This window comes from Streptomyces tibetensis, from assembly GCF_007655005.1.
GTDB lineage: Bacteria > Actinomycetota > Actinomycetes > Streptomycetales > Streptomycetaceae > Streptomyces > Streptomyces tibetensis.
Genome location: NZ_SZVW01000004.1, coordinates 266,048 through 288,730, shown reverse-complemented (window position 1 = coordinate 288,730; position 22,683 = coordinate 266,048). Strand labels below are relative to the sequence as shown.

Sequence of the window (22,683 nt, the reverse complement as noted above, 5' to 3'; positions counted from 1 at the left end):
ACTACTTCTTCTCGTCTGGACTACTTCTTCTCGACCGCGTGGCCGCCGAACTGGTTCCGGAGCGCCGCGATCATCTTCATCTGGGGCGAATCCTCCTGGCGGGAGGCGAACCGCGCGAACAGCGACGCGGTGATCGCCGGCAGCGGCACCGCGTTGTCGATGGCGGCCTCCACAGTCCAGCGTCCCTCGCCGGAGTCCTGCGCATAACCCCGCAACTCGTCCAGGTGCTCGTCCTCGTCGAGCGCGTTGACCGCGAGGTCGAGCAGCCAGGAGCGGATGACCGTGCCTTCCTGCCAGGAGCGGAAGACCTCCCGGACGTCGGTCACGGAGTCGACCTTCTCCAGGAGCTCCCAGCCCTCGGCGTAAGCCTGCATCATCGCGTACTCGATGCCGTTGTGGACCATCTTCGCGAAGTGGCCCGCGCCGACCTTTCCGGCGTGCACCGAGCCGGAGTCGCCCTCCGGCTTGAGGGCGTCGAAGACCGGCTGCACCTTGGCGACGTTCTCCTTGTCGCCGCCGTACATCAGCGCGTAGCCGTTCTCCAGGCCCCAGACGCCGCCGGAGACACCGCAGTCGACGAAACCGATGCCCTTGGCCGCCAGCTCCTCGGCGTGCTTGACGTCGTCGGTCCAGCGGGAGTTGCCGCCGTCCACGACCACGTCGCCCGGCTCCAGCAGCTCGGCGAGCCGGTCGATCGTGGTCTGCGTGGCCTCGCCCGCCGGGACCATCACCCAGATCACGCGCGGTCCGCTGAGCTTGCCCACAAGCTCTTCCAGGCTGTGGACATCGGCGAGGTCCGGGTTGCGGTCGTATCCGAGGACGGTGTGACCTGCGCGGCGGATCCGCTCGCGCATGTTGCCGCCCATCTTGCCGAGGCCGACGAGACCGAGCTCCATCAGTTGTTTTCCTTAGGTTCTGCGACGTGGCGTGGCGGCACGTGCGTGCCGCGAGGCACTTTCGTACCGCGTCCGACCCTAAACCCGGACGCTCGCGCACATCTGTGGGCATACGCGCTCAGTCGTACGCCCTCACCTGCGGGTTTGTCCTCAGCCTGTGGACAACCGCTGGTGATCCCCAGCCTGACTCCGAACCGCGGGCCCGGCTCAGCCGCTGAGGCGGACCGGCATGATCAGGTACTTGTAGGCGTCGTCCGCCTCGGCGTCCAGCGCCGGCTTGCCACTGAGCAGCGCGGGCTTGGTGGACGTCGTGAACGACAGCTGGGCGACCGGGGAGTCGATGGCGCTCAGGCCGTCCAGCAGGAACGTCGGGTTGAAGGCGATCGAGATGTCGTCGCCCTCGAGGTGGGCGTCGACCCTTTCCACAGCCTGTGCGTCGTCGCTGGAACCGGCCTCCAGGATGAGCACGCCCTGCTCGAAGCTGAGCCGCACCGGGGTGTTGCGCTCGGCGACCAGGGCCACCCGCTTGACGGCCTCCACGAAGGGGGCGGTCTCGATGACGGCGACGCTGTTGAACTCCGTCGGGAACAGCGTGCGGTACTTCGGGAGGTCGCCTTCGAGCAGGCGGGTCGTCGTACGGCGGCCGGCGCCCTCGAAGCCGATCAGGCCCTCGCCGGAGCCCGAGCCGGACAGCGCCAGGATCACCTGGTCGCCGCTGGTGAGGGCCTTGGCGGTGTCCAGGAGCGTCTTGGCGGGCACCAGGGCGACCGCGGAGGCCTCCGGGTTCTCCGGCTTCCACATGAACTCGCGGACCGCGAAGCGGTAGCGGTCGGTGGACGCCAGCGTGACGGTGTCGCCCTCGATCTCGATGCGCACACCGGTGAGGACGGGCAGCGTGTCGTCACGGCCGGCCGCGATGGCGACCTGGGCGGCGGCGGAGGCGAAGACCTCGCCGGGGACCGTGCCCGTCGCGTTCGGCATCTGGGGCAGGGCCGGGTACTCCTCCACAGGCAGGGTGTGGAGTGTGAACCGGGAGGAGCCGCAGACCACGGTCGCCCGTACACCGTCTGTGGAGATCTCCACCGGGCGGTTGGGCAGCGCGCGGCAGATGTCCGCGAGCAGGCGGCCGGAGACCAGGACTGTGCCCTCCTCCTCGACCTCGGCCTCCACGGAGACCCGCGCGGAGACCTCGTAGTCGAAGCCGGACAGGCTCAGCTGGCCTTCCTCGGCCTTCAGCAGGAGGCCGGCGAGGACAGGCGCCGGCGGACGGGCCGGGAGGCTGCGTGCCGCCCAGGCCACTGCCTCCGCGAGTACGTCGCGTTCCACCCGGATCTTCACTGTTGCCGCCTCCTGCTGTTGCCGGCGCTTCTCGCTCTGCCTGGCCCTCGTCGTCTGTCTCGGTGTCGTCGGTCCCTGGGACGGGGAGGACACCGGGGACCAGTCTGACGCACGGCACTGACAGTAGGTGCCTCTCGGGGTCAAGTCGTGACGAGGGGCGGTCGGGCACCGAAGAGCGAGTTGTGCACAGGGCCCCCTTCGAAACGGATTCCCAGCTCTCTCTAGTCGGGAGTAGTAGTAGGGCCTGTGGATACCGTGGATAACCTCGTTTGCCCAGCTCAGGGCGGGAATTTTGTCCACTGGCCCTGTGGGTGGAGGCGGTGGACAACCGGGCGTATCTGTGGAGAACAGAAAGTTCTGCACACGCCGTGCACAGGGGGAGGCGAGTTCTCCCCAGCGCCGTCCCCAGCTTTACCCACGTTTCCCACAGCCCAACCCGGCACCTTCGTGTGACGCCTTTCACTCGACCCGGTGAGGCGGCGCGTCGTGTTGCCGAACAGTGGACAGGCATGTGGAGAAGCGACCGATCGCTGGGGACAACTGCTCGCAGCCTGTGGGTGGCCGGTGGACAACTCGATGCACAGCCTGTGGATCATCTCGTCGTCCACAGTCTGTGGAGATCCTTCGTCCACCAATCCACAAGCACCTGAGCTGGTCTGATGGTCTTTCAACCGTGGACGCTGTGGACACGATCTGGACAACTCCCCGGTCCCCAGGATGTGGACGGCAGAAAGTCCCCGAATCTGTGGAGAGAGGCCGTAACCCGGCGAGTAATCGAACAGTGGGTTGCGAGCGGGTGCCTGGGGATGCGTGGGGCGGGGCCCGGGATCTGCCTTGGGCGGGGCCCGGAAGGCTTCGCGGCCCCCTGCTGAGACATGAAGAAGGGCGCCCCCGGAACCACAGGAGGGCGCCCTCAGCGGCGTTCCGCCGTCGCCGTCAGCCGTTCTTGATGCGGTTGGTCAGCTCCGTGACCTGGTTGTAGATGGAGCGACGCTCGGCCATCAGGTTGCGGATCTTGCGGTCCGCGTGCATGACCGTGGTGTGGTCGCGCCCGCCGAACAGCGCGCCGATCTTGGGCAGAGACAGGTCCGTGAGCTCACGGCACAGATACATGGCGATCTGCCGGGCGGTGACGAGGGCGCGGCCCCGCGAGGTGCCGCACAGGTCCTCGACGGTCAGCCCGAAGTAGTCCGCCGTCGCGCCCATGATGGCCGTCGAGGTGATCTCGGGGGCCGAGTCCTCGCCACCGGGGATGAGGTCCTTCAGGACGATCTCCGTCAGCCCCAGGTCCACCGGCTGCCGGTTGAGCGAGGCGAACGCCGTGACCCGGATCAGCGCGCCCTCCAGCTCGCGGATGTTCCGCGAGATCCGGGACGCGATGAACTCCAGCACCTCCGGCGGCGCGTTCAGCTGCTCCTGCACGGCCTTCTTGCGGAGGATCGCGATCCGCGTCTCCAGCTCGGGCGGCTGGACGTCCGTGATCAGGCCCCACTCGAAACGGTTCCGCAGCCGGTCCTCCAGCGTCACCAGCTGCTTCGGCGGCCGGTCGGAGGACAGCACGATCTGCTTGTTGGCGTTGTGCAGGGTGTTGAAGGTGTGGAAGAACTCCTCCTGCGTCGACTCCTTGTCCGCGAGGAACTGGATGTCGTCGACGAGCAGGATGTCCATCTCCCGGTACCGCTTGCGGAAGCTGTCGCCCTTGCCGTCGCGGATGGAGTTGATGAACTCGTTGGTGAACTCCTCCGAGCTCACGTACCGCACGCGCGTGCCCGGGTAGAGGCTGCGTGCGTAATGCCCGATCGCGTGCAGCAGGTGGGTCTTGCCGAGTCCGGACTCCCCGTAGATGAACAAGGGGTTGTACGCCTTCGCCGGCGCCTCGGCCACAGCGACCGCGGCCGCGTGCGCGAAGCGGTTGGAGGCACCGATGACGAAGGTGTCGAAGAGGTACTTCGGATTCAGGCGGGCGGTCGGCTCACCCGGGCCGGTCGCCGGTGCGGGCTGCGCGGCCAGCGGGCCGGGCGCACCGGTCGTCGGCAGGTTCGGGCCGACCGGGCCGCCGCGGTGCACGTGACCCGAGCCGGCCGGCGGCTCGGGAAGCTCCCGGCGCACCGCGTCGCGCTGGTCGTAGTCGCCGCCGCGTGACGTGTCGTAGTCGGAGCGCTGCTGCTCGTAGGAGGGGCGCTCCATCGGCTGCGGGCGGTAGTCCTGGGAGGGCGGGCCGTAGGAGTCCTTGGGCCCCTTGGATCCGTACGCGTTCTTGGATCCGTACGTGTCCTGGGAGCCGGAGCCGTAGGGATCCTGTGGGTTGTACGCGTCCTGGGAGCCGTAGGAGTCCTGCCCGGGTGACGCGTACGGGTCACGCTCGGGGAAGCCGAGGCGCTGCTGCTGCCAGCCGTACTCCTCCTGCTGTGGCGGCCGCGGCCAGGCGCCGGGCTCGGGGCGCTGGTACTCGGACGGGTACGCGGGACGGGCCGTCGGAAGCTGGTCTGCGCGCGTAGGCGGAAGCTGATCGCCGGCCGGCCCGGGTGCCTGGTCGGCGCGGTGACGGCCGTACCCCTCGTACCCGTCGCGGTCGGGGCGGTCGTATCCGTCACGGTCCGCACGGTCGTAGCCGTCGCGCTCCGGACGTTCGTACGCGTCGCGGTCGGGGCGGTCGTATCCGTCACGGTCCGCACGGTCGTAGCCGTCGCGGTCCTGGCGTGCGGAGGGGAGTTCGGGTTCCTCATAGCGCTGCTGGGGGCGGGCCGGGGGCGCCGGCGTGGCGGGGGGCTCGCCCGCGGAGTCGTCGACGGTGATCGCGATCCGGATCGGGCGTCCGCACTCGCGGCTCAGCGTCTCGCTGACGATCGGCGCCAGCCGGCCCTCCAGTACGCCCTTCGCGAACTCGTTCGGTACGGCGAGCAGCGCCGTGTCCGCGACGAGCGCAAGCGGCTGGCAGCGCCGGATCCAGTGCTCGTCCTTCCCCTCGACTCCCTGGCCGCGGCCCTCCCCGAGGAGCTGCTCCAATACGCGTGGCCACACTGCGGCAAGATCGGCAGGTACGTCAGCCACAGGGCACGCTCTCTCACAGGTCCCACGAACGTGTGGTTCTGGGACGGTTTGGGATGTAATCCGGGTGGGTGGGCGGGAGCAAACCCGCTGGGGCAGGGATAGGGGAATGAATCGGAGTTCCGTCACGGTAGTCAGCGCGGCCGGTACGGTTCAAGTTGTTGTCCCCAGCCTGTGGACAAGTGTCTCCCGGCGCCTCCCGGTTTGACCGGATGGCGTAGCCGCGCGTACCGTAACCAGGTCGAGTTGTCGATGGCTGCTGCCGCCTGCCTCCGATGGGCACAGATCATTTGGGTGATCGGTCAGCGGTGCACTCGGGCGTAACTGCGAGCTACTCGTGGGCGCACGGTGACAGCCAGGACGGCACCCCGCAACTACCGATTTTCTGGAGCCCCCGAGTGAGCAAGCGCACCTTCCAGCCGAACAACCGTCGTCGCGCGAAGACCCACGGCTTCCGCCTGCGGATGCGTACCCGTGCCGGTCGCGCGATTCTCGCGAACCGCCGCAGCAAGGGTCGCGCCAGCCTGTCCGCCTGATCCTGATCAGGTCATGACGTCGTGCTGCCTACCGAGCATCGGCTGAGGCGGCGCGAGGACTTCGCGACCGCGGTACGACGAGGGCGCCGGGCCGGACGCCCGCTCCTCGTCGTCCACCTACGTAGCGGTTCCACGGACCCGCACGCGCCTGGGGAGAGCGCTCCCCCGACGCGTGCGGGTTTCGTCGTGAGCAAAGCGGTGGGTGGCGCGGTCGTGCGGAACAAAGTGAAGCGCAGGCTTCGCCACCTGATGCGCGAGCGAGTCGCCCAGCTGCCCCCCGGTAGCCTGGTAGTCGTACGAGCGCTGCCCGGATCGGGCGACGCCGACCATGCACAGCTGGCCCGAGACCTGGATGCCGCTCTCCAGCGGTTGCTGGGAGGGGGCGCGCGATGAAGTACCCGCTGCTGGCTCTGATCAAGCTCTACCAGTGGACGATCAGTCCGCTGCTCGGGCCGGTCTGCAAGTACTACCCGTCGTGCTCCCACTACGGCTTCACGGCCATCGACCGGCATGGTGCCATCAAGGGAACGGCACTCACGGCCTGGCGCATCCTGCGGTGCAATCCGTGGTCGCTGGGCGGTGTGGACCATGTCCCGCCGCGCAAGCGCCCGCGGTGGCACGAAATGCTGCGCAACGCGTGGCATGCACGCAAGGGCGGGCCCTCCGCCGTCGGACCGGCCACCGAGGGACGGACTTCTCCCACCAGTCCGTCAAGTCCTTCGAGCCCGGCCGCAGAGACACCGTCCCATGCCCAAGGAGCATGATTAGTGGACACGATTGCCAGCCTCTTCAGCTTTATCACCACACCCGTCTCCTGGGTCATCGTCCAGTTCCACTCGGTGTACGGCGCCCTCTTCGGCCCCGACACCGGCTGGGCCTGGGGCCTGTCGATCGTGTCCCTGGTGATTCTGATCCGCATCTGCCTGATCCCGCTCTTCGTGAAGCAGATCAAGTCGACTCGGGCCATGCAGACACTGCAGCCCGAGATGAAGAAGATCCAAGAGCGGTACAAGAACGACAAGCAGCGCCAGTCCGAAGAGATGATGAAGCTGTACAAGGAGACGGGCACCAACCCGCTCTCCTCGTGCCTTCCCATCCTGGCGCAGTCGCCGTTCTTCTTCGCGCTGTACCACGTGCTCAACGGCATCGCGACCGGCGACACCATCGGTGTGATCAACAAGAGCCTGCTGGAGAGTGCGCAGAAGGCACACATCTTCGGTGCGCCGCTGGCGGCGAAGTTCACCGACAGCTCGTCGAAGGTGGAAGCACTCGGTGCCTCCCTCACCGACGTGCGCGTGGTCACGGCCATCATGATCGTCCTGATGTCGGCGTCGCAGTTCTTCACCCAGCGCCAGCTGATGACGAAGAACGTCGACACCACCGTGAAGACCCCGTTCATGCAGCAGCAGAAGATGCTGATGTACGTCTTCCCGGTCATGTTCGCCGTCTTCGGTATCAACTTCCCGGTCGGTGTCCTCGTCTACTGGCTGACCACCAACGTGTGGACCATGGGCCAGCAGATGTACGTCATCCGCAACAACCCGACCCCGGGTTCCAAGGCTCAGGCCGCGTACCTGGAGCGCCTGGTCAAGCACGTCGAGCAGCACCACAAGGTGGGCAAGCGTCGCGACCGTGCCATCGTCAAGGCGATCGTCGCCAAGGGCCGCGACCGCAACGAGTTCGAGCGCAAGTTCATCAACGGCCTGAGCAAGGCGGGCCTCGCCGCACAGGCCGACGGCACTGTGATCAAGAGCGAAGCCGCGGTCACGGCCCAGGCCGAGGACGGTACGCCGACCACCGTCGGCGGTACCCCGAAGCGTCAGCAGCCCAAGAGGCAGAGCAAGTCGCAGCGGCAGCAGGGCGGCGTCAAGGCGGCCGGTGAGACCGACGAGCCGAAGACGTCGCTGACCAAGTCGGACGAGCCCGAGGACGCCAAGCCCGCCGCCGCTGCCAAGAAGGGCGGGGCGAAGCCCGCCGGCGGTACCCGCAGCAAGGCCCAGTCCGGACAGCGCAAGGGTCCGCAGCGACCCAAGTCCCCGTCCAAGAAGTAAGAAGGAGTCCATCCCGTGACGGAAGGCACCACCTCCGCCGCTGCCGAGGGTGCAGACACCCTGACTCGCCTGGAGCAGGAAGGCGAGATCGCGGCGGACTACCTGGAGGGTCTGCTCGACATCGCCGACCTCGACGGCGACATCGACATGGACGTCGAGGCCGACCGTGCCTCTGTCTCGATCATCAGTGACACGGGCGGCCGCGATCTGCAGAAGCTGGTCGGCCGTGACGGCGAGGTGCTGGAAGCGCTCCAGGAGCTCACTCGGCTGGCTGTGCACCGGGAGACCGGTGACCGTAGCCGCCTGATGCTCGACATCGCGGGTTACCGGGCACAGAAGCGCTCCGAGCTGTCCGAGCTGGGTGCCAAGGCCGCCGCGGAGGCCAAGAGCAGTGGCGAGGCCGTCAAGCTGCAGCCGATGACGCCCTTCGAGCGCAAGGTCGTGCACGACGCGGTCAAGGCCGCGGGTCTGCGCAGCGAGTCCGAGGGCGAGGAGCCGCAGCGCTTCGTCGTCGTGCTGCCTGCCTGATCGGCCCTTACGTTCCCCGGCCCCGTCTGTTGCGCAGGCGGGGCCGAACTTTGTCAGCCTGATAGTTCTGGTGGTTCTGGTGTCGGCGCCGGGTGCGCTGACGCGGTACGGAAGGACGGTCCCCCCGTGACGGAGGCAGCGGAGCTTCCCCCCGCGCCCGAGCAGGCGCGCGAGGTGTTCGGTGATCGCTTCGCGGATGCGGTGCGGTACGCCGAGTTGCTCGCAGATGCGGGCGTGCAGCGCGGTCTCATCGGCCCGCGAGAGGTGCCTCGCCTGTGGGAGCGGCACCTGCTGAACTGCGCGGTGCTCTCGGAGGTCGTGCCCGACAGCGTGACCGTGTGCGATGTCGGCTCCGGCGCCGGGCTCCCCGGCATTCCGCTGGCGCTGGTACGCACCGACCTGAAGATCACGCTCCTGGAGCCCCTGCTGCGGCGTACCAACTTCCTCTCCGAGGTCGTGGAGCTGCTCGGCCTCGACCATGTGACGGTCGTGCGCGGCCGGGCCGAAGAGGTCATGGGGAAGATCCAGCCCGTCCATGTCGTGACGGCCCGAGCCGTCGCGCCCCTCGACCGGCTCGCCACGTGGGGCATTCCGCTGCTGCGGCCGTACGGGGAGATGCTCGCGCTCAAGGGGGACACCGCCGAGGAGGAGCTGAAGAGCGCGTCGGCAGCCCTGAGCAAGCTGGGGGCGGTGGAGACGTCCATTCTGCATGTGGGTGAGGGAGTGGTGGATCCGACCTCCACCGTCGTACGGGTCGAGGTCGGGGAGAGTCCCGGAGGTGTGCGCTTCGCTGCGAAGCGCGCGAAGGCGGCTCGCACAGGGCGGACGCGCCGTCGGCGCTGAGCTGATCCTTTGTGGGCGGTGCCGATCGGTCTTCGCGAGGCTGACCCGTCCGTGCGGTGCTCATCGCTCCTCGCGACGCTGATCCGTTTTCGCGGCGCGCTGATCCGTCCTCGCGGCGCTGATCCGTCCTGAGGAAGAGACGTACTCCACACAAGCTGCCAAACCCATGCATGCCGGAGTGTCGCGACAGTCCGGCCGCGGCTGCTGTGCATCGTGTTTCACGTGAAACGTCGCTCACTGCTGCACGGCATCATCAGTCGTGGCCGCGCTGCGGCCGAACCCCGCGACCGAAAGCCTCTTGGTTCACTCGATGAGGGACCTGAGGTATCCACAGAGGTGGATTTCTCCACAGAACGCCAGGCCTCACTGGTTCGCGACCCTGAAGACATGGGAGGCTCTGTTCATTGCGAGCCTGAAGTCGAGGAGAGTGAATCCTTGCGGTCCGACGCCAATATCGCGGGACCGATGACCGATCCGGTCCCCGGTCCCCGTACCGAGTCGATGGGGGCGGATGTTTCACGTGAAACACCGCCTCCGATGGACGACACTCCCATCGGTCGTGCTGCCCAACTGGCGGTGGAGGCTCTGGGGCGTGCCGGCGAAGGCCTGCCACGGCCCGAGCAGACGCGCATCATCGTGGTCGCCAATCAGAAGGGCGGTGTGGGGAAGACGACGACGACCGTCAACCTTGCCGCATCGCTGGCGCTGCACGGTGGCCGGGTCCTGGTGGTCGATCTCGACCCACAGGGCAATGCGTCGACCGCCCTGGGCATCGATCATCACGCCGAAGTCCCGTCCATCTACGACGTGTTGGTCGACAGCAGGCCGCTCTCCGAGGTCGTCCAGCCGGTCCCCGATGTCGAGGGACTCTTCTGCGCTCCCGCCACCATCGATCTCGCCGGTGCTGAGATCGAGCTTGTGTCCCTGGTGGCACGGGAGAGCAGGCTCCAGCGCGCGATCCAGGCGTACGAACAGCCGCTGGACTACATCCTGATCGACTGCCCGCCCTCACTCGGTCTTCTGACGGTCAATGCCCTCGTGGCGGGCCAGGAGGTTCTGATCCCCATCCAGTGCGAGTACTACGCGCTGGAAGGCCTCGGGCAGCTGCTGCGGAACGTCGACCTGGTGCGGGGGCACCTCAACCCCGCCCTGCATGTGTCGACCATCCTGCTCACCATGTACGACGGCCGGACGCGCCTCGCATCCCAGGTCGCGGAAGAGGTGCGCACCCACTTCGGTGACGAGGTACTGCGGACGAGCATCCCGCGCTCCGTCCGTATCTCGGAGGCGCCGAGTTATGGGCAGACGGTACTGACCTACGATCCTGGATCGAGTGGTGCCCTCTCCTATCTTGAGGCGGCACGAGAGATCGCGCTGAAGGGCGTCGGCATCAGCTATGACGCGACGCACGCCCATATCGGCGTACAGCAGAACGACCCGAGCATGGTGGAGGGCATTCAGTGAGCGAGCGACGGAGGGGGCTGGGGCGTGGTCTCGGCGCACTGATCCCTGCCGCACCGACGGAGAAGTCGGTGGCCCAGGCCGCGGCGGGGAACGCTGTGTCCGCGTCCCCCGCGGCAGTGCCTGCGCTGCCGAACGACCGTGGGGTGGCCGCGGCGAAGGTAGCAACCTTGCCGCCTGTTTCACGTGAAACAGAGGAGTCGGCGCAGTCGACTGCTCCTGCCACGCCTGCGGCACCCATCGGTGCGCATTTCGCCGAGATCCCCCTCGACTCCATCTCGCCGAACCCGCGCCAGCCGCGTGACGTCTTCGACGAGGACGCGCTGTCCGAGCTCATCACGTCCATCAAGGAAGTGGGGCTCCTCCAGCCGGTCGTCGTACGGCAGGTGGGTCCCGACCGCTACGAGCTCATCATGGGCGAGCGCCGCTGGCGGGCCTGTCGTGAGGCGGGGCTGGAGGCTATCCCGGCCATCGTGCGCGCCACGGAGGACGAGAAGCTCCTCCTGGACGCCCTGCTGGAGAACCTGCATCGCGCCCAGCTGAACCCGCTGGAAGAGGCGGCCGCCTACGACCAGTTGCTGAGGGACTTCAACTGCACGCATGACCAGCTGGCGGACCGCATCGGCCGATCCCGCCCTCAGGTCTCCAACACGCTGCGTCTGCTGAAGCTCTCCCCGGCCGTGCAGCGCAGGGTCGCCGCCGGGGTGCTCTCCGCCGGCCACGCGAGGGCACTGCTCTCCGTCGAGGACTCGGAGGAGCAGGACCGGCTTGCTCACCGCATCGTGGCCGAAGGGCTCTCCGTGCGGGCCGTCGAGGAGATCGTGACCCTGATGGGGTCGCGGCCCCAGAAGGCTCAGAAGCCCAAGGGCCCGCGTGCCGGCGCCCGGGTTTCTCCCGCGCTGTCCGACCTCGCCACGCGGCTCTCGGACCGCTTCGAGACACGGGTGAAGGTCGACCTGGGCCAGAAGAAGGGCAAGATCACCGTCGAGTTCGCCTCGATGGAGGACCTTGAACGCATCCTCGGCTCACTCGCTCCTGGCGAGGGGCCGGTCCTGCAGAAGAGTCTCCTGGAGGGTGACTCCGAGGAGAACGAGTCCTGAGCCTCCGGCATAGGAACCTCCGCAGTGCGGGAGACGGAGCGGGCCATGTCCGGTGTGTGCCGGAACATGGCCCGCTCTGTTCCTTTCTGGCGGTATCGATGGAATCGCATCGTGGATACGATGCGTTGGGTACGGCGCAACCACTTGGCAGCACCTCTGAGAGGGAGGCAGGGGCCATGCGAACCACGAGGCGCACCGGATTGGTGAGCGCCGGTTTGGGGCTGGGAGCAGTCGGTGGGTTCATTGGCAGCCTCCTCAGGGAACGGAGTGCTCTGACAGCCGCCCGCGATGCGGCGGCGGGCGAAGGAAGCGAGGAACAGCCTTCATGGGCCGCCGGCTCGTACCGCTCACGCTGGACAACCTCCAGGACCTTCCCAAGCGTTGCCGCTCGTGTGTCTTCTGGGAACTCGACCCAGTCAGCGGTGAGGCCGCGGTAGAGGCGGGCACGTCCGCTTCGGAGAAGGAAGCCTGGATCTCGGCGGTTCTGCTGGACTGGGGCTCCTGCGGGCGGGTCGTGTATGTCGACGACGTGCCAGTGGGATTTGTGCTCTACGCCCCGCCCGCCTACGTTCCCCGCTCCACGGCGTTTCCCACGAGTCCTGTCTCGCCCGACGCGGTGCAGTTGATGACCGCGTTCATCGTTCCCGGATACCAGGGCCAGGGACTGGGGCGGGTGATGGTGCAGACGGTCGCCAAGGATCTTCTACGTCGCGGCTTCAAGGCGATCGAAGCCTTCGGGGACGCGCGCTGGAAGGAACCCGCCTGCGTCCTGCCTGCCGACCATCTCTTGGCGGTGGGCTTCAAGACGGTCCGTCAGCACCCCACCCATCCCCGGCTGAGGCTGGAACTGAGGTCGACGCTCTCCTGGAAGGAAGACGTCGAGATGGCACTGGACCGTCTCCTGGGAGCTGTGCAGAAAGAGCCGGCGCTGCGACCGCTGTAATGCAGGCAAATGAATGGGCCAACCCGGAAGGGTTGGCCCATTCGTGTTTCACGTGAAACATGCGTCGTCGGTGCGACGGTTCAGCCGATTCACTCGGCGATGAACTCCTCGAGGTCGCGAACGATCGCGGCCTTCGGCTTCGCGCCCACGATGGTCTTGGCGACCTCGCCACCCTGGTAGACGTTCAGGGTCGGGATGGACATGACGCCGTACTTGGCGGCCGTACCCGGGTTCTCGTCGATGTTCAGCTTGACGATCTCGATCTTGTCGCCGTACTCGGAGGCGATCGCCTCGAGGGACGGGGCGATCTGGCGGCACGGACCGCACCAGGCGGCCCAGAAGTCCACCAGAACAGGCTTGTCGTTCTTGAGGACGTCCTGCTCGAAGGAGTCGTCGGTCACATTCTTCAGGGTGCCGGCCACGGCGGGCTCCTTAACTGGTTGGTGCGTGGGGCGGGTAGGGAGAGGTCAGACAGAGGTCTTCTCGGGCTCGGGCTGCTCCTCGTCCGCCAGGGCGGCGAGGTAGCGCTCGGCGTCGAGAGCTGCGGAGCAGCCGGTCCCGGCCGCGGTGATCGCCTGACGGTAGGTGTGGTCGACCACGTCGCCGGCACCGAAGACACCGGTCAGGTTCGTGCGCGTCGACGGTGCCTGCACCTTCAGGTATCCCTCTTCGTCCAGGTCGAGCTGACCCTTGAAGAGTTCGGTGCGCGGGTCGTGGCCGATGGCGATGAACAGTCCGGTGACCGGCAGGTCCGAGAGCTCACCGGTCTTGAGGTTGCGCAGCTTGAGACCCGAGAGCTTGGGGTCGCCCTGGATCTCGGCGACCTCGCTGTCCCAGACGAAGGAGATCTTCGGGTCGGCGAAGGCGCGCTCCTGCATGGCCTTGGAGGCGCGCAGGGTGTCACGACGGTGGACGATGGTCACGGACTTGGCGAACCGCGAGAGGAAGGTCGCCTCCTCCATCGCGGTGTCGCCGCCACCGATCACGGCGATGTCCTGGTCCTTGAAGAAGAACCCGTCACAGGTGGCGCACCAGGACACGCCACGCCCGGAGAGGGCGTCCTCGTTCGGCAGGCCGAGCTTGCGGTGCTGCGAGCCGGTGGCGACGATGACGGCCTTCGCCCGGTGCACGGTTCCCGCCGTGTCCGTGACGGTCTTGATCTCACCGCTCAGGTCGACGGCCACGATGTCGTCCGGAACGAGTTCGGCACCGAATCGCTCCGACTGGGCGCGCATGTTGTCCATGAGCTCGGGGCCCATGATGCCGTCCTGGAAGCCCGGGAAGTTTTCGACGTCGGTGGTGTTCATGAGCGCACCACCAGCGGTGACGGCGCCCTCGAACACCAGGGGCTTCAGCGACGCGCGCGCGGTGTAGAGCGCCGCCGTGTAGCCGGCGGGCCCGGAGCCGATGATGATCACGTTACGGACGTCGCTCACGGCTTGATTCCTCGTCTCTGGACTGCGTCGTCTGACCGGTGGGAGCGTCTCTAGGACCTCTCACCCACCCAACGGATCCTAAGGGGCGCGCATTCCCACTGTGTCCGGGCACACGGAGATACGGCACCAAGCGGTGACCCTCGGGGGCGAAGACGAGCCGCTCGCTCAGACGGAGGGGTAGGTGCGCTCCAGGAGCACCTCGCCGGTGGCGGTGGTCGCCGCGTGATCCACACACGTCGCGTCGACGATGTAGGCGGTGACCCGAGTGGCGTCGGAAGCGTCGGGAAGCAGCACGAGCATGGCCTTCTTCCCTTGGTAGACGCCGTTCTCGGTGGCCAGTGCCGGATCGTCGCGCCCGATGCCGTCGCGGACGCAGCCGGGCACCACGGGTTCCTTGAAGACCTTGGGCTGATTGCTGCCGGGGGCCGTCGCCGCGCCGAAGGGGGTGCGGGAGCCGCCACCCTTGGCCTTGTCCTGGGCCAGGAGGTCGGTGACCTGCTTCTGCAGCTTTCCTTCGGAGAAGGTGTCCGCGGCGGCAGTCTCCCGTCCGCCTGCCGACTCATGAGAGGGCTTGTTGTCGCCGAGGGATGACAGTAGGACGGAGCCCAGTCCCAGGGCGGCCACCGTGAAGACGGTCCCCAGGACGGCGACCCTGCGACGTCCCGTGCGTGTGCGTCCCTTGCGGCCCGGGCCGGTGGTGGAGGAACGCGGTCGGCCGGAAGGCCGGTCGGCGGGCGGCGATGTTTCACGTGAAACGTGCACATCGCTGTCGTCGCCGGAGGGGAGACCGGCAGCGCCAGAACTGGGGGAACCCACCGGCTCCGGGCTCTCCGCGGACTCCGGACTGTTGGCGTTCAGCAGGGCCTCGGCGGCGAGAGCGGCATCAATGCGGCCCGCGACATCGGCGGGCATACGCGGCGGGCCCGGCAGCGTGCCGAGCAGTCCACGGATCTCCTCCAGGGAGGCGTACACGTCCGCGCAGAGTTCGCACGCCTCCAGGTGCCCGCGCAGGTCGGTGGTCCGGGCCGGCGGGAGGAGCCCCTCGGCGAGGTCGGAGATCTCCGCGACGTCCGGGTGCCCGGCCATGTCTGTCGTCGACGTCACGCTCGTCCACCTCCGCCCTTCACAGCAGCTGAGTCGGTCGGTCCTGTGTCCGGGGGCCCCGCCCGGCGCGGCCCCGCTGCGGGTGGGACGGCTGCCCCCTGCGTCCGGTTCCGTTCTCCGCCCGGGTTCTTGCCCTCACCGCCACTGTCCGGCCGCAGGTGGGTGAGCAGCGGCAGAAGTCTGGCCCTGCCACGCGCGCATCTGCTTTTCACCGTGCCGGTGGGCACATCGAGAACCCGGGCCGCCTCCGCGACCGGGTAGCCCTGCATGTCCACCAGGACGAGCGCGGCCCGCTGGTCGGCCGGCAGGGTCCCCAGGGCTTCGATGAGCTGCCGGTGGAGATCATTGCGCTCGGCGGGGGCCGAAGCCGACTCGTGTGGCTCCAGCAACTGCTCCAGGCGCTCGGTGTCGTCCACGGGGGAGGTCTTCCGGGAGGCCGCTTTGCGGGCGCGGTCCAGGCAGGCGTTCACCGTGATCCTGTGCAGCCAGGTTGTGACGGCCGACTGGCCCCGGAAGGTGTGGGCGGCCCGATAGGCGGACACGAGGGCGTCCTGCACGGCATCAGCGGCGTCCTCGCGGTCACCGAGTGTCCGCAGGGCGACGGCCCAGAGCCGGTCGCGATGCCGCCGCACGATCTCACCGAAGGCATCGGGGTCGCCTTCGACGTGCCGTGCGAGGAGATCCTGATCGCTCACTCCGTCAAATCCGGTGCCGTCTGCCATCGGCCTCCTTCCTCGAGGCAGATGCCGTCAGCTGGTCACCTTGATGTCCGCGACCCGGCCGCGCCACTTGCCGTCGTCCGGCTGCAGAGGCAGCTTCGTCAGCCACACGAGGAGGTACCGGCTCCTGAGCGACTTGCCGGGCTTGAGCTGGACAGTCGTCCCTGAACCTTCCGCGACCTTGGGGTAGGCGTCGAGGGACGTCGGCTCCGAGCCCGCGTTCGAACTCGCAGCGCGGAGCTCGACCGAGGTGTCCCCCACGAACTTTACGGTCACCTTCCCGACCTGCTGCGTCTTGCCGAGGTCGAGGATTATGCCGACGCCCGACTTGAGACGGCCGAAGTCCGGGCTCAGGTAGAAGTCCGTCTGCCAATAGGTGGCAGTGCTGTTGTCGTAGACCTTCCCTACGTCGGACGGCTTCTCTGTTTGATCCCCGAGAGGATCGAAGTCGCGGGCGGCGCTGATGGTGATCGGCTTGCTGATCGGCTTCTTCGGGCTCTTGTCGTTCCCGTCGTTCGTCTGCGTCTCACCCGGGCCCTCTTTCTTGCCGCTCTGGTCCATCAGCGCGTCTGCCAGCTGCCAGCTGCCGAGGCCCAGCGCTGCGATCAGGAGTCCGGAGACGGCCCACTTCAGGGCCTTGCCCGTGCGGCTCTGGAGCGGGGGCGGCGGAGTCGGGACGGGCTGGGTGACGCCGGGACGCGGGGTCTGACGGCCGTACGTGCCCTGCTGGTACGTCGTGCGCTGGTACTCGGGCGGGGCGGTGAACGCCGGCTCCGGCGGGCGGATGCGGGGCATCTCACCGATCGCCTTCACCAGCTCCTCCGGCGTGGTGCACGGCGACTCGTGCCGGGACGCGGTGGCGCCGTCGTTGACGAGCGCGCGCATGGAGAGCTCGGACAGACCGCGGTGCACACCGGCCCGCACCTGGTCGGGCGCGATCAGGCCGATGTCCTTGGGCAGGCCCGACAGGCCGTAGGCGTCGCTCTCGTATGGCCAGCGCTGAGTGAGCGCCGCGTACAGCAGGGCACCGATGGCCTCGGTGTCCGTGCGCTGCGGGGTGTCGGACGAGACGCCGCGCAGGGCGGCGTTGACCGCGAGGCCGCGGATGCGCCACTGGCCGGTCGAGGCGCGCAACACGGCGTTGGGATTCAGCCGCAGATGGGCGAGGCCCTCACGGTGGGCGGCTGCCATGGCTGAGGAGACCTGACTGACCATCTGGTAGGCGTCGTAGGGCTCCAGGGGACCGGAGGCGAGGAGCGTGGTCAGTTCCGTCGCGTCGGGAAGCCACTCGTGGACGACGTAGACGACGTCGTTCTCCTCCACCGCGTCCAGCACCTGGACGAAGCGAGGGTCACCCAGGAGGGCGGAGGAGCGGGCGGCGGCCAGGACGGAGCGGGCACGCGAGTGGTCGGCGGGCAGGATGTGCACGCCGACGGCACGGCGGAGCTTCTCGTCCACGGCACGCCAACTGCTGAAACCGTCCAGACGGGTGACGCACTCCTCGAGGCGGTAGCGTCTGGCGAGCTTGTGACCACTGTGCAGTTCAGGAGGCGAGGTCGTTCCGGCACCGTCGGTCCTGGTGCTCTCTTGTACCTCGTCGCTGTCCGTGTCCCGCTCCCGGTTCTTGGCCACCCCGTCGGCCGTGGACTGGTCCGCCTGTGCGGTCAGCGACGCCTCGTCGCTGTTGTCTGCCACGTCGACGGCAGCCGTACTCCGTTCCGCCACCGTCGTTCCTGCCTCCCCATCCATTACGCGCCGGCCGGCGCCCCATGCGCGCCGGGCGACGCCGAAACCAATTGTGCCCACAGTCCGCCGCTATGCACGACACGCGGTGGCTGACGATGGTTGTGCGCCTACCCCCCGACTCAGCGTCCCAGGCGTCCGCGGACCATGCCCACCAGGGAGTTGAGCTCCTCGATGCGCATGCGGCGGGCGGCGACGAAGAAGATCCCGAGCAGCACGGCCCCGCCTGCCAGGACCGCGACGAGCGAGCCGGCGGGGCCCTGACCGAGCGAGTGGCCGATGCCGTAGCAGGCCGCTCCGCTGAGCAGGGCGGCCGGGACGGACGCGATGCACAGCCGGGCGTAGGTCCGCAGGACCCGGGCGCCGTCGAGATCCCCGCCGAGGCGCTTGCGCAGCCGTCGCCAGGCGACGCCGACGCCGATCGCGTAGGCCAGGCCGTACGAGGCGGCCATGCCGACCACGGCCCAGCGGGACGGGATGACGAAGAAGCAGATCGCCGAGGCACCGGCGTTGACCGCGGCCACGATGACCGTGTTGTAGAAGGGAGTTCGGGTGTCCTCGTAGGCGTAGAAGGCACGCAAAACCACGTACTGCACGGAGTACGGAATCAGGCCGAGGCCGAACGCCATCAGCATGAAGCCCATGTTGGTGGCCTCGCTGGTGCCCGAGGAGCCGAACATCAGGGTGCACATCGGGATGCCGAGGGAGAGGAACCCGAACGCGATCGGCACGATCGCGACCGCCGTGGTGCGCAGGCCCTGGGAGATGTCGTCGCGGACGGCTCCCCTGTCGCCCTCCACCGCCGAGCGCGACAGGCGCGGCAGCAGAGCGGCCATGAGGGAGACCGTGATGATGGCCTGCGGCAGGCCCCAGATGAGCTGGGCGTTGGCGTAGGCGGAGAAGCCGGTGCCGTCGACCGGCGAGGCCTTGCCCGCCGCGGTGGACAGCTGGATGACGATCATGGCGCCGGCCTGGTTCGCGAGGACGAACAGCACCGTCCACTTGGCGAGCGTGACGGCCTTGCCGAGGCCCTGGCCCTTCCAGTCGAAGCGCAGCCGCAGCCGGAAGCCGGTCTCGCGCAGGTAGGGGATCATCGCGAGCGCCTGGACCACGAGACCGAGCAGGACGCCGATGCCGAGCAGGCGCTGGCCCTCCGGCGGGATGTTCGCGGCCTTCATCCCGGAGTCGGCAGCGGTGCCGTAGACATAGATGAACATGCCCAGCGTCACGATGATGACGATGTTGTTCAGGACGGGAGTCCACATCATCGCGCCGAACTTGCCGCGGGCGTTGAGGATCTGGCCCATCACCACGTGGATGCCCATGAAGAAGATCGTGGGCAGGAAGTACTGGGCGAAGGTGACGGCGACCCGGTTCGCCGCGGGGTCGCTGGCGACCGGGTCGGACAGCACGCGGATCAGGAGCGGCGCGCCGATGACCGAGAGCGCCGTGAGTGCGCCGAGCGTCACGATGACCAGGGTGAGCAGGCGGTTGGCGTACGCTTCGCCGCCGTCGTCGTCCTCCTTCATGGCACGCACGAGCTGCGGCACGAAGACGGAGTTGAGACCACCGCCGACGGTGAGGATGTAGATCATCGTCGGCAGCTGGTAGGCGACCTGGAAGGTGTCACCGAGGAGGCCGACGCCCAGCGCCGACACGATCAGCGCGGAACGGATGAAGCCCGTGAGGCGGGAGACCATCGTGCCCGCGGCCATCACGGCGCTGGACTTCATCAGGCCCGCCGCGCGGCCGCTCTTCTTCGGAGCGGGCGAGGCGTCGGGCTCAGGGTCCGGTGCCTCGTCCACCAGGTGCGGCACCGCCACGGTCTGGTCGGCGGCCCCGTACGGGGGGCCTTGGGGTGCGTACGGGCCCTGCGGTGCGTACGGGCCCTGTGCCATCTGCCCCGGGGCCGGTGAGGGGCCGGGGACGGACGGTGGCTCGTAGGACGGGTGACCGCTGCTCTGCTGCTGGTCACGGAAGAGATGCGCGAACGCGTCCGGTTCCTGGCGCGGCTCGCCCGCCTGGGAGACGAGATCGTCCACGCCCACGAACTGGGTGGTGCGCGGGTCGTCGCCGTACGGCAGATGCCGCGACGGGCCCTCCGGCTCCGGGGCGGGCGTCTGCGCCCACACCTGCGGGTCGGGCGCGTACGGCGACTGCGCGGGCGGCCCGTACAGCTTCTGCTGCGGCTGGTACGTGCCGGGAGGGGGCGGCGGATGCGCGGCGCGGTCGTAGAGCGCCTCACCGACCGGGTCCTGCGCCGCGGGGTCCTGCGCGCGGTAGGGGTCCTGGCCGTAGGCGTCCTGGAGGTAGATGTCTGTGGGCGGCTGCGGCGGCACCTGGCCGTGCTCGGGCGGTGAGCCCTCGGGCCCGCCCGCATCGGGGTAGCCCGAGCTGCCCGCGGCATGGCCGCGGTCACCGTCGTACGGCGCGTTCATGGTTACCCCACCTCATCGTCCCGGGCCCACCGGCCACGATTTCTCAACGGTCCACTCTCTCACCCGTGCCGGACGGGTCGGCGCTTTCCGCTGCGGTGTCCGGGGCCGGGTCACTCGGCTGCTCGGGGGCGTCCGCCCGTGATTCTGCCTCGGACTCCTCTTCGAGACGTGCGCCGGAGTCCTCCGGGTTCCGCGGAGCGTCGGCCCGGCCCTGCGACTCGTCGACCTCGTCGTCCGCCTCCATGGTCTCGTCCTCGGCGGCCTCGTCCTCGGCGGCCTCACGTGCGGCCGCGCGCTTGCGGTGGGTGTACATCCGGAAGCCCGCGAGGACCAGGAGCAGGACACCACCGCCGATGACCAGCATCACCGTGGGCGTGACCTCGGTGACCCGCACGTCGAAGGTGACCGGGGCGCCGTACTTCTGGCCGTCCTCCGTGTACAGCTGGGCGACGACTTCCGCGCGGCCGTTGGCGTTGGCCGACGTGGTGAACTTCACCGACTGGGCGTGGCCGCCGTTGACGGTGACGCGCTGCTCCTCGTAGGCGTCTCCGCCGATCTTGAGTCGCGTGGGGTTCTTCGACGTGAGCCGCAGCTCCAGGTGCTCGACACCCTGGACCAGGTTGTTCTGCACGGTCACGGGGATCATGGCGCTGCGGCCGGAGAGCTTGGTCTCCGACTTCTGGATCAGCTTGACCCCGTCGATGAGTCCGTTGAGGTACGACTCGATGCCGTCGCGGTACCCCACCGCCGCGACGCCCCGGCCGCGCCACGACGTGGACATCTCGCGGTTCATGGCCCGCCCGAACGGGGTGACCACCCGGGACTGGCGGGTGAGGATCACCTGGAACTTGTCGAGCTTGGCCTGCGTCCTGGCGATCTGCTCGAACGTGGCCCGCGGCAGCTCCTGCTTGCGCAACGAGGAGGGGTACGCGGACGCCGACGGCACCTTTGTGTTGGCGGAGGGGTCCGGCTTGGCCTTGGCGGCGGCCGTGAGGTCCTGCGACTCGGACCAGTTCCCGACCTGGAGAGCTCCCACCGCTTCGGCCATGGCCTGTGCCTGGCTCACGGACGGCATGCGCTGGGGGGCGACGACCACGCTGCGCTGCTTGCCGGTCTGCAGGCCGAGCGTCAGGCTCTGGGCCAGGAAACGCTGCACGGCGAGCGTGGAGGCGGAGGCCTTGGTCAGATCGCCCTGGAACGCCGTGGACATCCGGGAGTCAGCGACGACGGCCGTGGTGCCGCCGCCGATCGGCCGGGCGGCGGAGGGTGTGTACGACAGGTTGTCCTGGAGGCTGTCGCTGCGAGTGATCACCTTGTCGGCGCCCGCGGATGTGGCGACCTTCACGATCGACGGGTCGATGGCGCCGTCCACTGGCCACACGAAGTCCGTGGACGGTTTCACGTGGAGGATCGTGTTCACCGTGTCGTCGGCGACGTCGGTGGCCTCCTTGAGGTGGTTCAGCGAGCCGGTGACGTTCGTGCCGTTGTGGGCGAGGGAAGCCAGGTCCGGGTCGCCGAACGGCAGGGCGGCGACCTCTTCCCCCGTCACCGCCTGCTGGAGCTCGGCCAGCCAGTGCTTGGCGAGCTCCTGGTTCTTTCCAGGAGTGGTGGTGCCGTCCGCGCCGCGGACCTGGTAGCTCCGCGTCATCGCGTCGACGGACGCCAGCAGGTCCGGGTCGATCACCCAGGTGACGTCGAGGCCCTTGCCCAGCGACACCATCTGGTCGAGGCGGCCGCCCGGGGCGATCTCCTGGGCGAGTTCGTCGTCACGGAAGACCGGCGTCTGCTGTTCGTTCGATCCCGTCTCAGCCGCCATGTGGGCGCCGGAGACGAGGGGCCACAGGAACGTGGTCTTCGTCCTGGTGCCGGCCTCTTCCGGCTGCCACGGCAGGAACGTGCGCTGGACACCGAGAACCTGGTCCCAGGGCTGTGCCGTGGTCTCCCCGGAGAGCGCGACGGCCAGCTGGTAGACGCCGTCCCGGCCGAGATCCAGCTTGTCGGCCGGCACGGAGATGCTGAAGGGCTGTGCGACGCCGGGGGTGAGCGCCGAGAACTTCTCGGTGTACTTGCCGCCGACCTTTTCGCCGGAGGGCCCCTGGAGGTCATCGCTCTTCTTGGCCAGGGTGTCGATCGCCGAACGGGTGCCGAGCGGGGGGCCCACCTGCAGGTCGACGTGGGCGCCGGTCACCGTCTGCTTGCCGTTGTTGGTGACCGTGCCCGACACGGTCACCGTGTCCTCCTCGGAGGGGGCACTGGGGCTGAGCGAATTGACCGCGACCGACACCGAGCCGGTGCCGGCGGCAGTCTGCGAGGAGTCCTGCCCGGCCGCCTCCGCCGTCGTCGCGGCGGGCAACTGGAGGAGTCCGGCCAGCAGCGGCGCGCCCGCGAGCAGTGCCCCGGTGCGCCGCAGCCAGCGGCGGGCAGGTGAGGCACTGGCCCCCTGGAAGTCTGCCGCCTCGGCCACGCGCTCGTCCGTCCCTAGTCGTCGTCAGTGGTCGT

At 68.5% G+C, this 22,683-nt stretch carries 19 protein-coding genes; 9 read left to right on the top strand and 10 right to left on the bottom strand.

What is annotated here, in order from left to right:
- Positions 1-20: 20 nt before the first annotated feature.
- The 3 genes from gnd to dnaA form a co-directional block, all read right to left on the bottom strand.
- Positions 21-896, bottom strand: coding sequence for a phosphogluconate dehydrogenase (NAD(+)-dependent, decarboxylating) (gene gnd / locus FDO69_RS08545; RefSeq protein ID WP_104779130.1), 876 nt, complete (start codon positions 894-896; stop codon positions 21-23).
- Positions 897-1,103: 207 nt separating this feature from the next.
- On the bottom strand, positions 1,104-2,234 hold the full coding sequence (gene dnaN / locus FDO69_RS08540) for a DNA polymerase III subunit beta (RefSeq protein ID WP_104779129.1): 1,131 nt from the start codon (positions 2,232-2,234) through the stop codon (positions 1,104-1,106).
- A 936-nt stretch (positions 2,235-3,170) separates the two neighbouring features.
- Positions 3,171-5,285 carry a chromosomal replication initiator protein DnaA gene (dnaA, locus tag FDO69_RS08530; protein ID WP_104779127.1) on the bottom strand — a complete coding sequence of 705 codons (2,115 nt, stop codon included), beginning with the start codon at positions 5,283-5,285 and terminating at the stop codon, positions 3,171-3,173.
- A 395-nt stretch (positions 5,286-5,680) separates the two neighbouring features.
- Between dnaA and rpmH the strand changes: the two genes are divergently transcribed.
- The 9 genes from rpmH to FDO69_RS08485 all read left to right on the top strand — a co-directional run bounded on the left by rpmH (position 5,681) and on the right by FDO69_RS08485 (position 12,744).
- Positions 5,681-5,818, top strand: coding sequence for a 50S ribosomal protein L34 (gene rpmH, locus FDO69_RS08525; protein ID WP_005482975.1), 138 nt, complete (start codon positions 5,681-5,683; stop codon positions 5,816-5,818).
- 21 nt (positions 5,819-5,839) lie between these two features.
- Positions 5,840-6,211, top strand: a complete 372-nt coding sequence (gene rnpA, locus FDO69_RS08520; RefSeq protein WP_078615240.1) for a ribonuclease P protein component — start codon at positions 5,840-5,842, stop codon at positions 6,209-6,211.
- Positions 6,208-6,582: a membrane protein insertion efficiency factor YidD gene (yidD, locus tag FDO69_RS08515; RefSeq protein ID WP_053670149.1), complete on the top strand. Its 375-nt coding sequence runs from the start codon at positions 6,208-6,210 to the stop codon at positions 6,580-6,582. The genes rnpA and yidD overlap by 4 nt, the downstream gene beginning before the upstream one ends.
- Positions 6,583-6,585: 3 nt before the next feature.
- Positions 6,586-7,869 carry a membrane protein insertase YidC gene (gene yidC, locus FDO69_RS08510; protein ID WP_104779126.1) on the top strand — a complete coding sequence of 428 codons (1,284 nt, stop codon included), beginning with the start codon at positions 6,586-6,588 and terminating at the stop codon, positions 7,867-7,869.
- 15 nt (positions 7,870-7,884) lie between these two features.
- On the top strand, positions 7,885-8,397 hold the full coding sequence (locus FDO69_RS08505; protein ID WP_031137666.1) for a Jag family protein: 513 nt from the start codon (positions 7,885-7,887) through the stop codon (positions 8,395-8,397).
- Between the two features lie 126 nt (positions 8,398-8,523).
- Positions 8,524-9,240, top strand: coding sequence for a 16S rRNA (guanine(527)-N(7))-methyltransferase RsmG (rsmG, locus tag FDO69_RS08500; protein ID WP_104779125.1), 717 nt, complete (start codon positions 8,524-8,526; stop codon positions 9,238-9,240).
- 387 nt (positions 9,241-9,627) lie between these two features.
- Positions 9,628-10,704, top strand: a complete 1,077-nt coding sequence (locus tag FDO69_RS08495; protein WP_104779124.1) for a ParA family protein — start codon at positions 9,628-9,630, stop codon at positions 10,702-10,704.
- Positions 10,701-11,801, top strand: a complete 1,101-nt coding sequence (locus FDO69_RS08490; protein WP_104779123.1) for a ParB/RepB/Spo0J family partition protein — start codon at positions 10,701-10,703, stop codon at positions 11,799-11,801. Before FDO69_RS08495 ends, FDO69_RS08490 begins: the two co-directional genes overlap by 4 nt.
- Positions 11,802-12,126: 325 nt before the next feature.
- A complete protein-coding gene (locus FDO69_RS08485; RefSeq protein WP_053670143.1) occupies positions 12,127-12,744 on the top strand; it encodes a GNAT family N-acetyltransferase in 618 nt (205 codons plus the stop codon).
- 89 nt (positions 12,745-12,833) lie between these two features.
- On the opposite strand, the gene trxA is transcribed toward FDO69_RS08485, so the two are convergent.
- From trxA to FDO69_RS08450, 7 genes are all read right to left on the bottom strand, one after another.
- Positions 12,834-13,166: a thioredoxin gene (gene trxA / locus FDO69_RS08480; RefSeq protein ID WP_104779122.1), complete on the bottom strand. Its 333-nt coding sequence runs from the start codon at positions 13,164-13,166 to the stop codon at positions 12,834-12,836.
- A 45-nt stretch (positions 13,167-13,211) separates the two neighbouring features.
- Positions 13,212-14,180: a thioredoxin-disulfide reductase gene (gene trxB, locus FDO69_RS08475; protein WP_104779121.1), complete on the bottom strand. Its 969-nt coding sequence runs from the start codon at positions 14,178-14,180 to the stop codon at positions 13,212-13,214.
- A 165-nt stretch (positions 14,181-14,345) separates the two neighbouring features.
- Positions 14,346-15,284 carry an anti-sigma factor family protein gene (locus tag FDO69_RS08470; protein ID WP_104779120.1) on the bottom strand — a complete coding sequence of 313 codons (939 nt, stop codon included), beginning with the start codon at positions 15,282-15,284 and terminating at the stop codon, positions 14,346-14,348.
- On the bottom strand, positions 15,281-16,006 hold the full coding sequence (sigM, locus tag FDO69_RS08465; protein ID WP_104779119.1) for an RNA polymerase sigma factor SigM: 726 nt from the start codon (positions 16,004-16,006) through the stop codon (positions 15,281-15,283). The genes FDO69_RS08470 and sigM overlap by 4 nt, the downstream gene beginning before the upstream one ends.
- A 27-nt stretch (positions 16,007-16,033) precedes the next feature.
- Positions 16,034-17,728, bottom strand: coding sequence for a protein kinase family protein (locus tag FDO69_RS08460; RefSeq protein ID WP_104779118.1), 1,695 nt, complete (start codon positions 17,726-17,728; stop codon positions 16,034-16,036).
- Positions 17,729-17,868: 140 nt separating this feature from the next.
- Positions 17,869-20,184: a murein biosynthesis integral membrane protein MurJ gene (gene murJ, locus FDO69_RS08455; protein WP_104779117.1), complete on the bottom strand. Its 2,316-nt coding sequence runs from the start codon at positions 20,182-20,184 to the stop codon at positions 17,869-17,871.
- A 43-nt stretch (positions 20,185-20,227) separates the two neighbouring features.
- Positions 20,228-22,648, bottom strand: coding sequence for a DUF6049 family protein (locus tag FDO69_RS08450; protein ID WP_104779116.1), 2,421 nt, complete (start codon positions 22,646-22,648; stop codon positions 20,228-20,230).
- Positions 22,649-22,683 lie beyond the last annotated feature (35 nt).

Bases quoted from the DNA above. Each gene is read 5' to 3' on its own strand.
- gnd (WP_104779130.1), bottom strand. From the start codon at position 896: ATGGAGCTCGGTCTCGTCGGCCTCGGCAAGATGGGCGGCAACATGCGC.
- yidD (WP_053670149.1), top strand. From the start codon at position 6,208: ATGAAGTACCCGCTGCTGGCTCTGATCAAGCTCTACCAGTGGACGATC.
- FDO69_RS08495 (WP_104779124.1), top strand. From the start codon at position 9,628: ATGGGAGGCTCTGTTCATTGCGAGCCTGAAGTCGAGGAGAGTGAATCC.
- FDO69_RS08485 (WP_053670143.1), top strand. From the start codon at position 12,127: ATGGGCCGCCGGCTCGTACCGCTCACGCTGGACAACCTCCAGGACCTT.
- sigM (WP_104779119.1), bottom strand. From the start codon at position 16,006: ATGGCAGACGGCACCGGATTTGACGGAGTGAGCGATCAGGATCTCCTC.
- murJ (WP_104779117.1), bottom strand. From the start codon at position 20,184: ATGAACGCGCCGTACGACGGTGACCGCGGCCATGCCGCGGGCAGCTCG.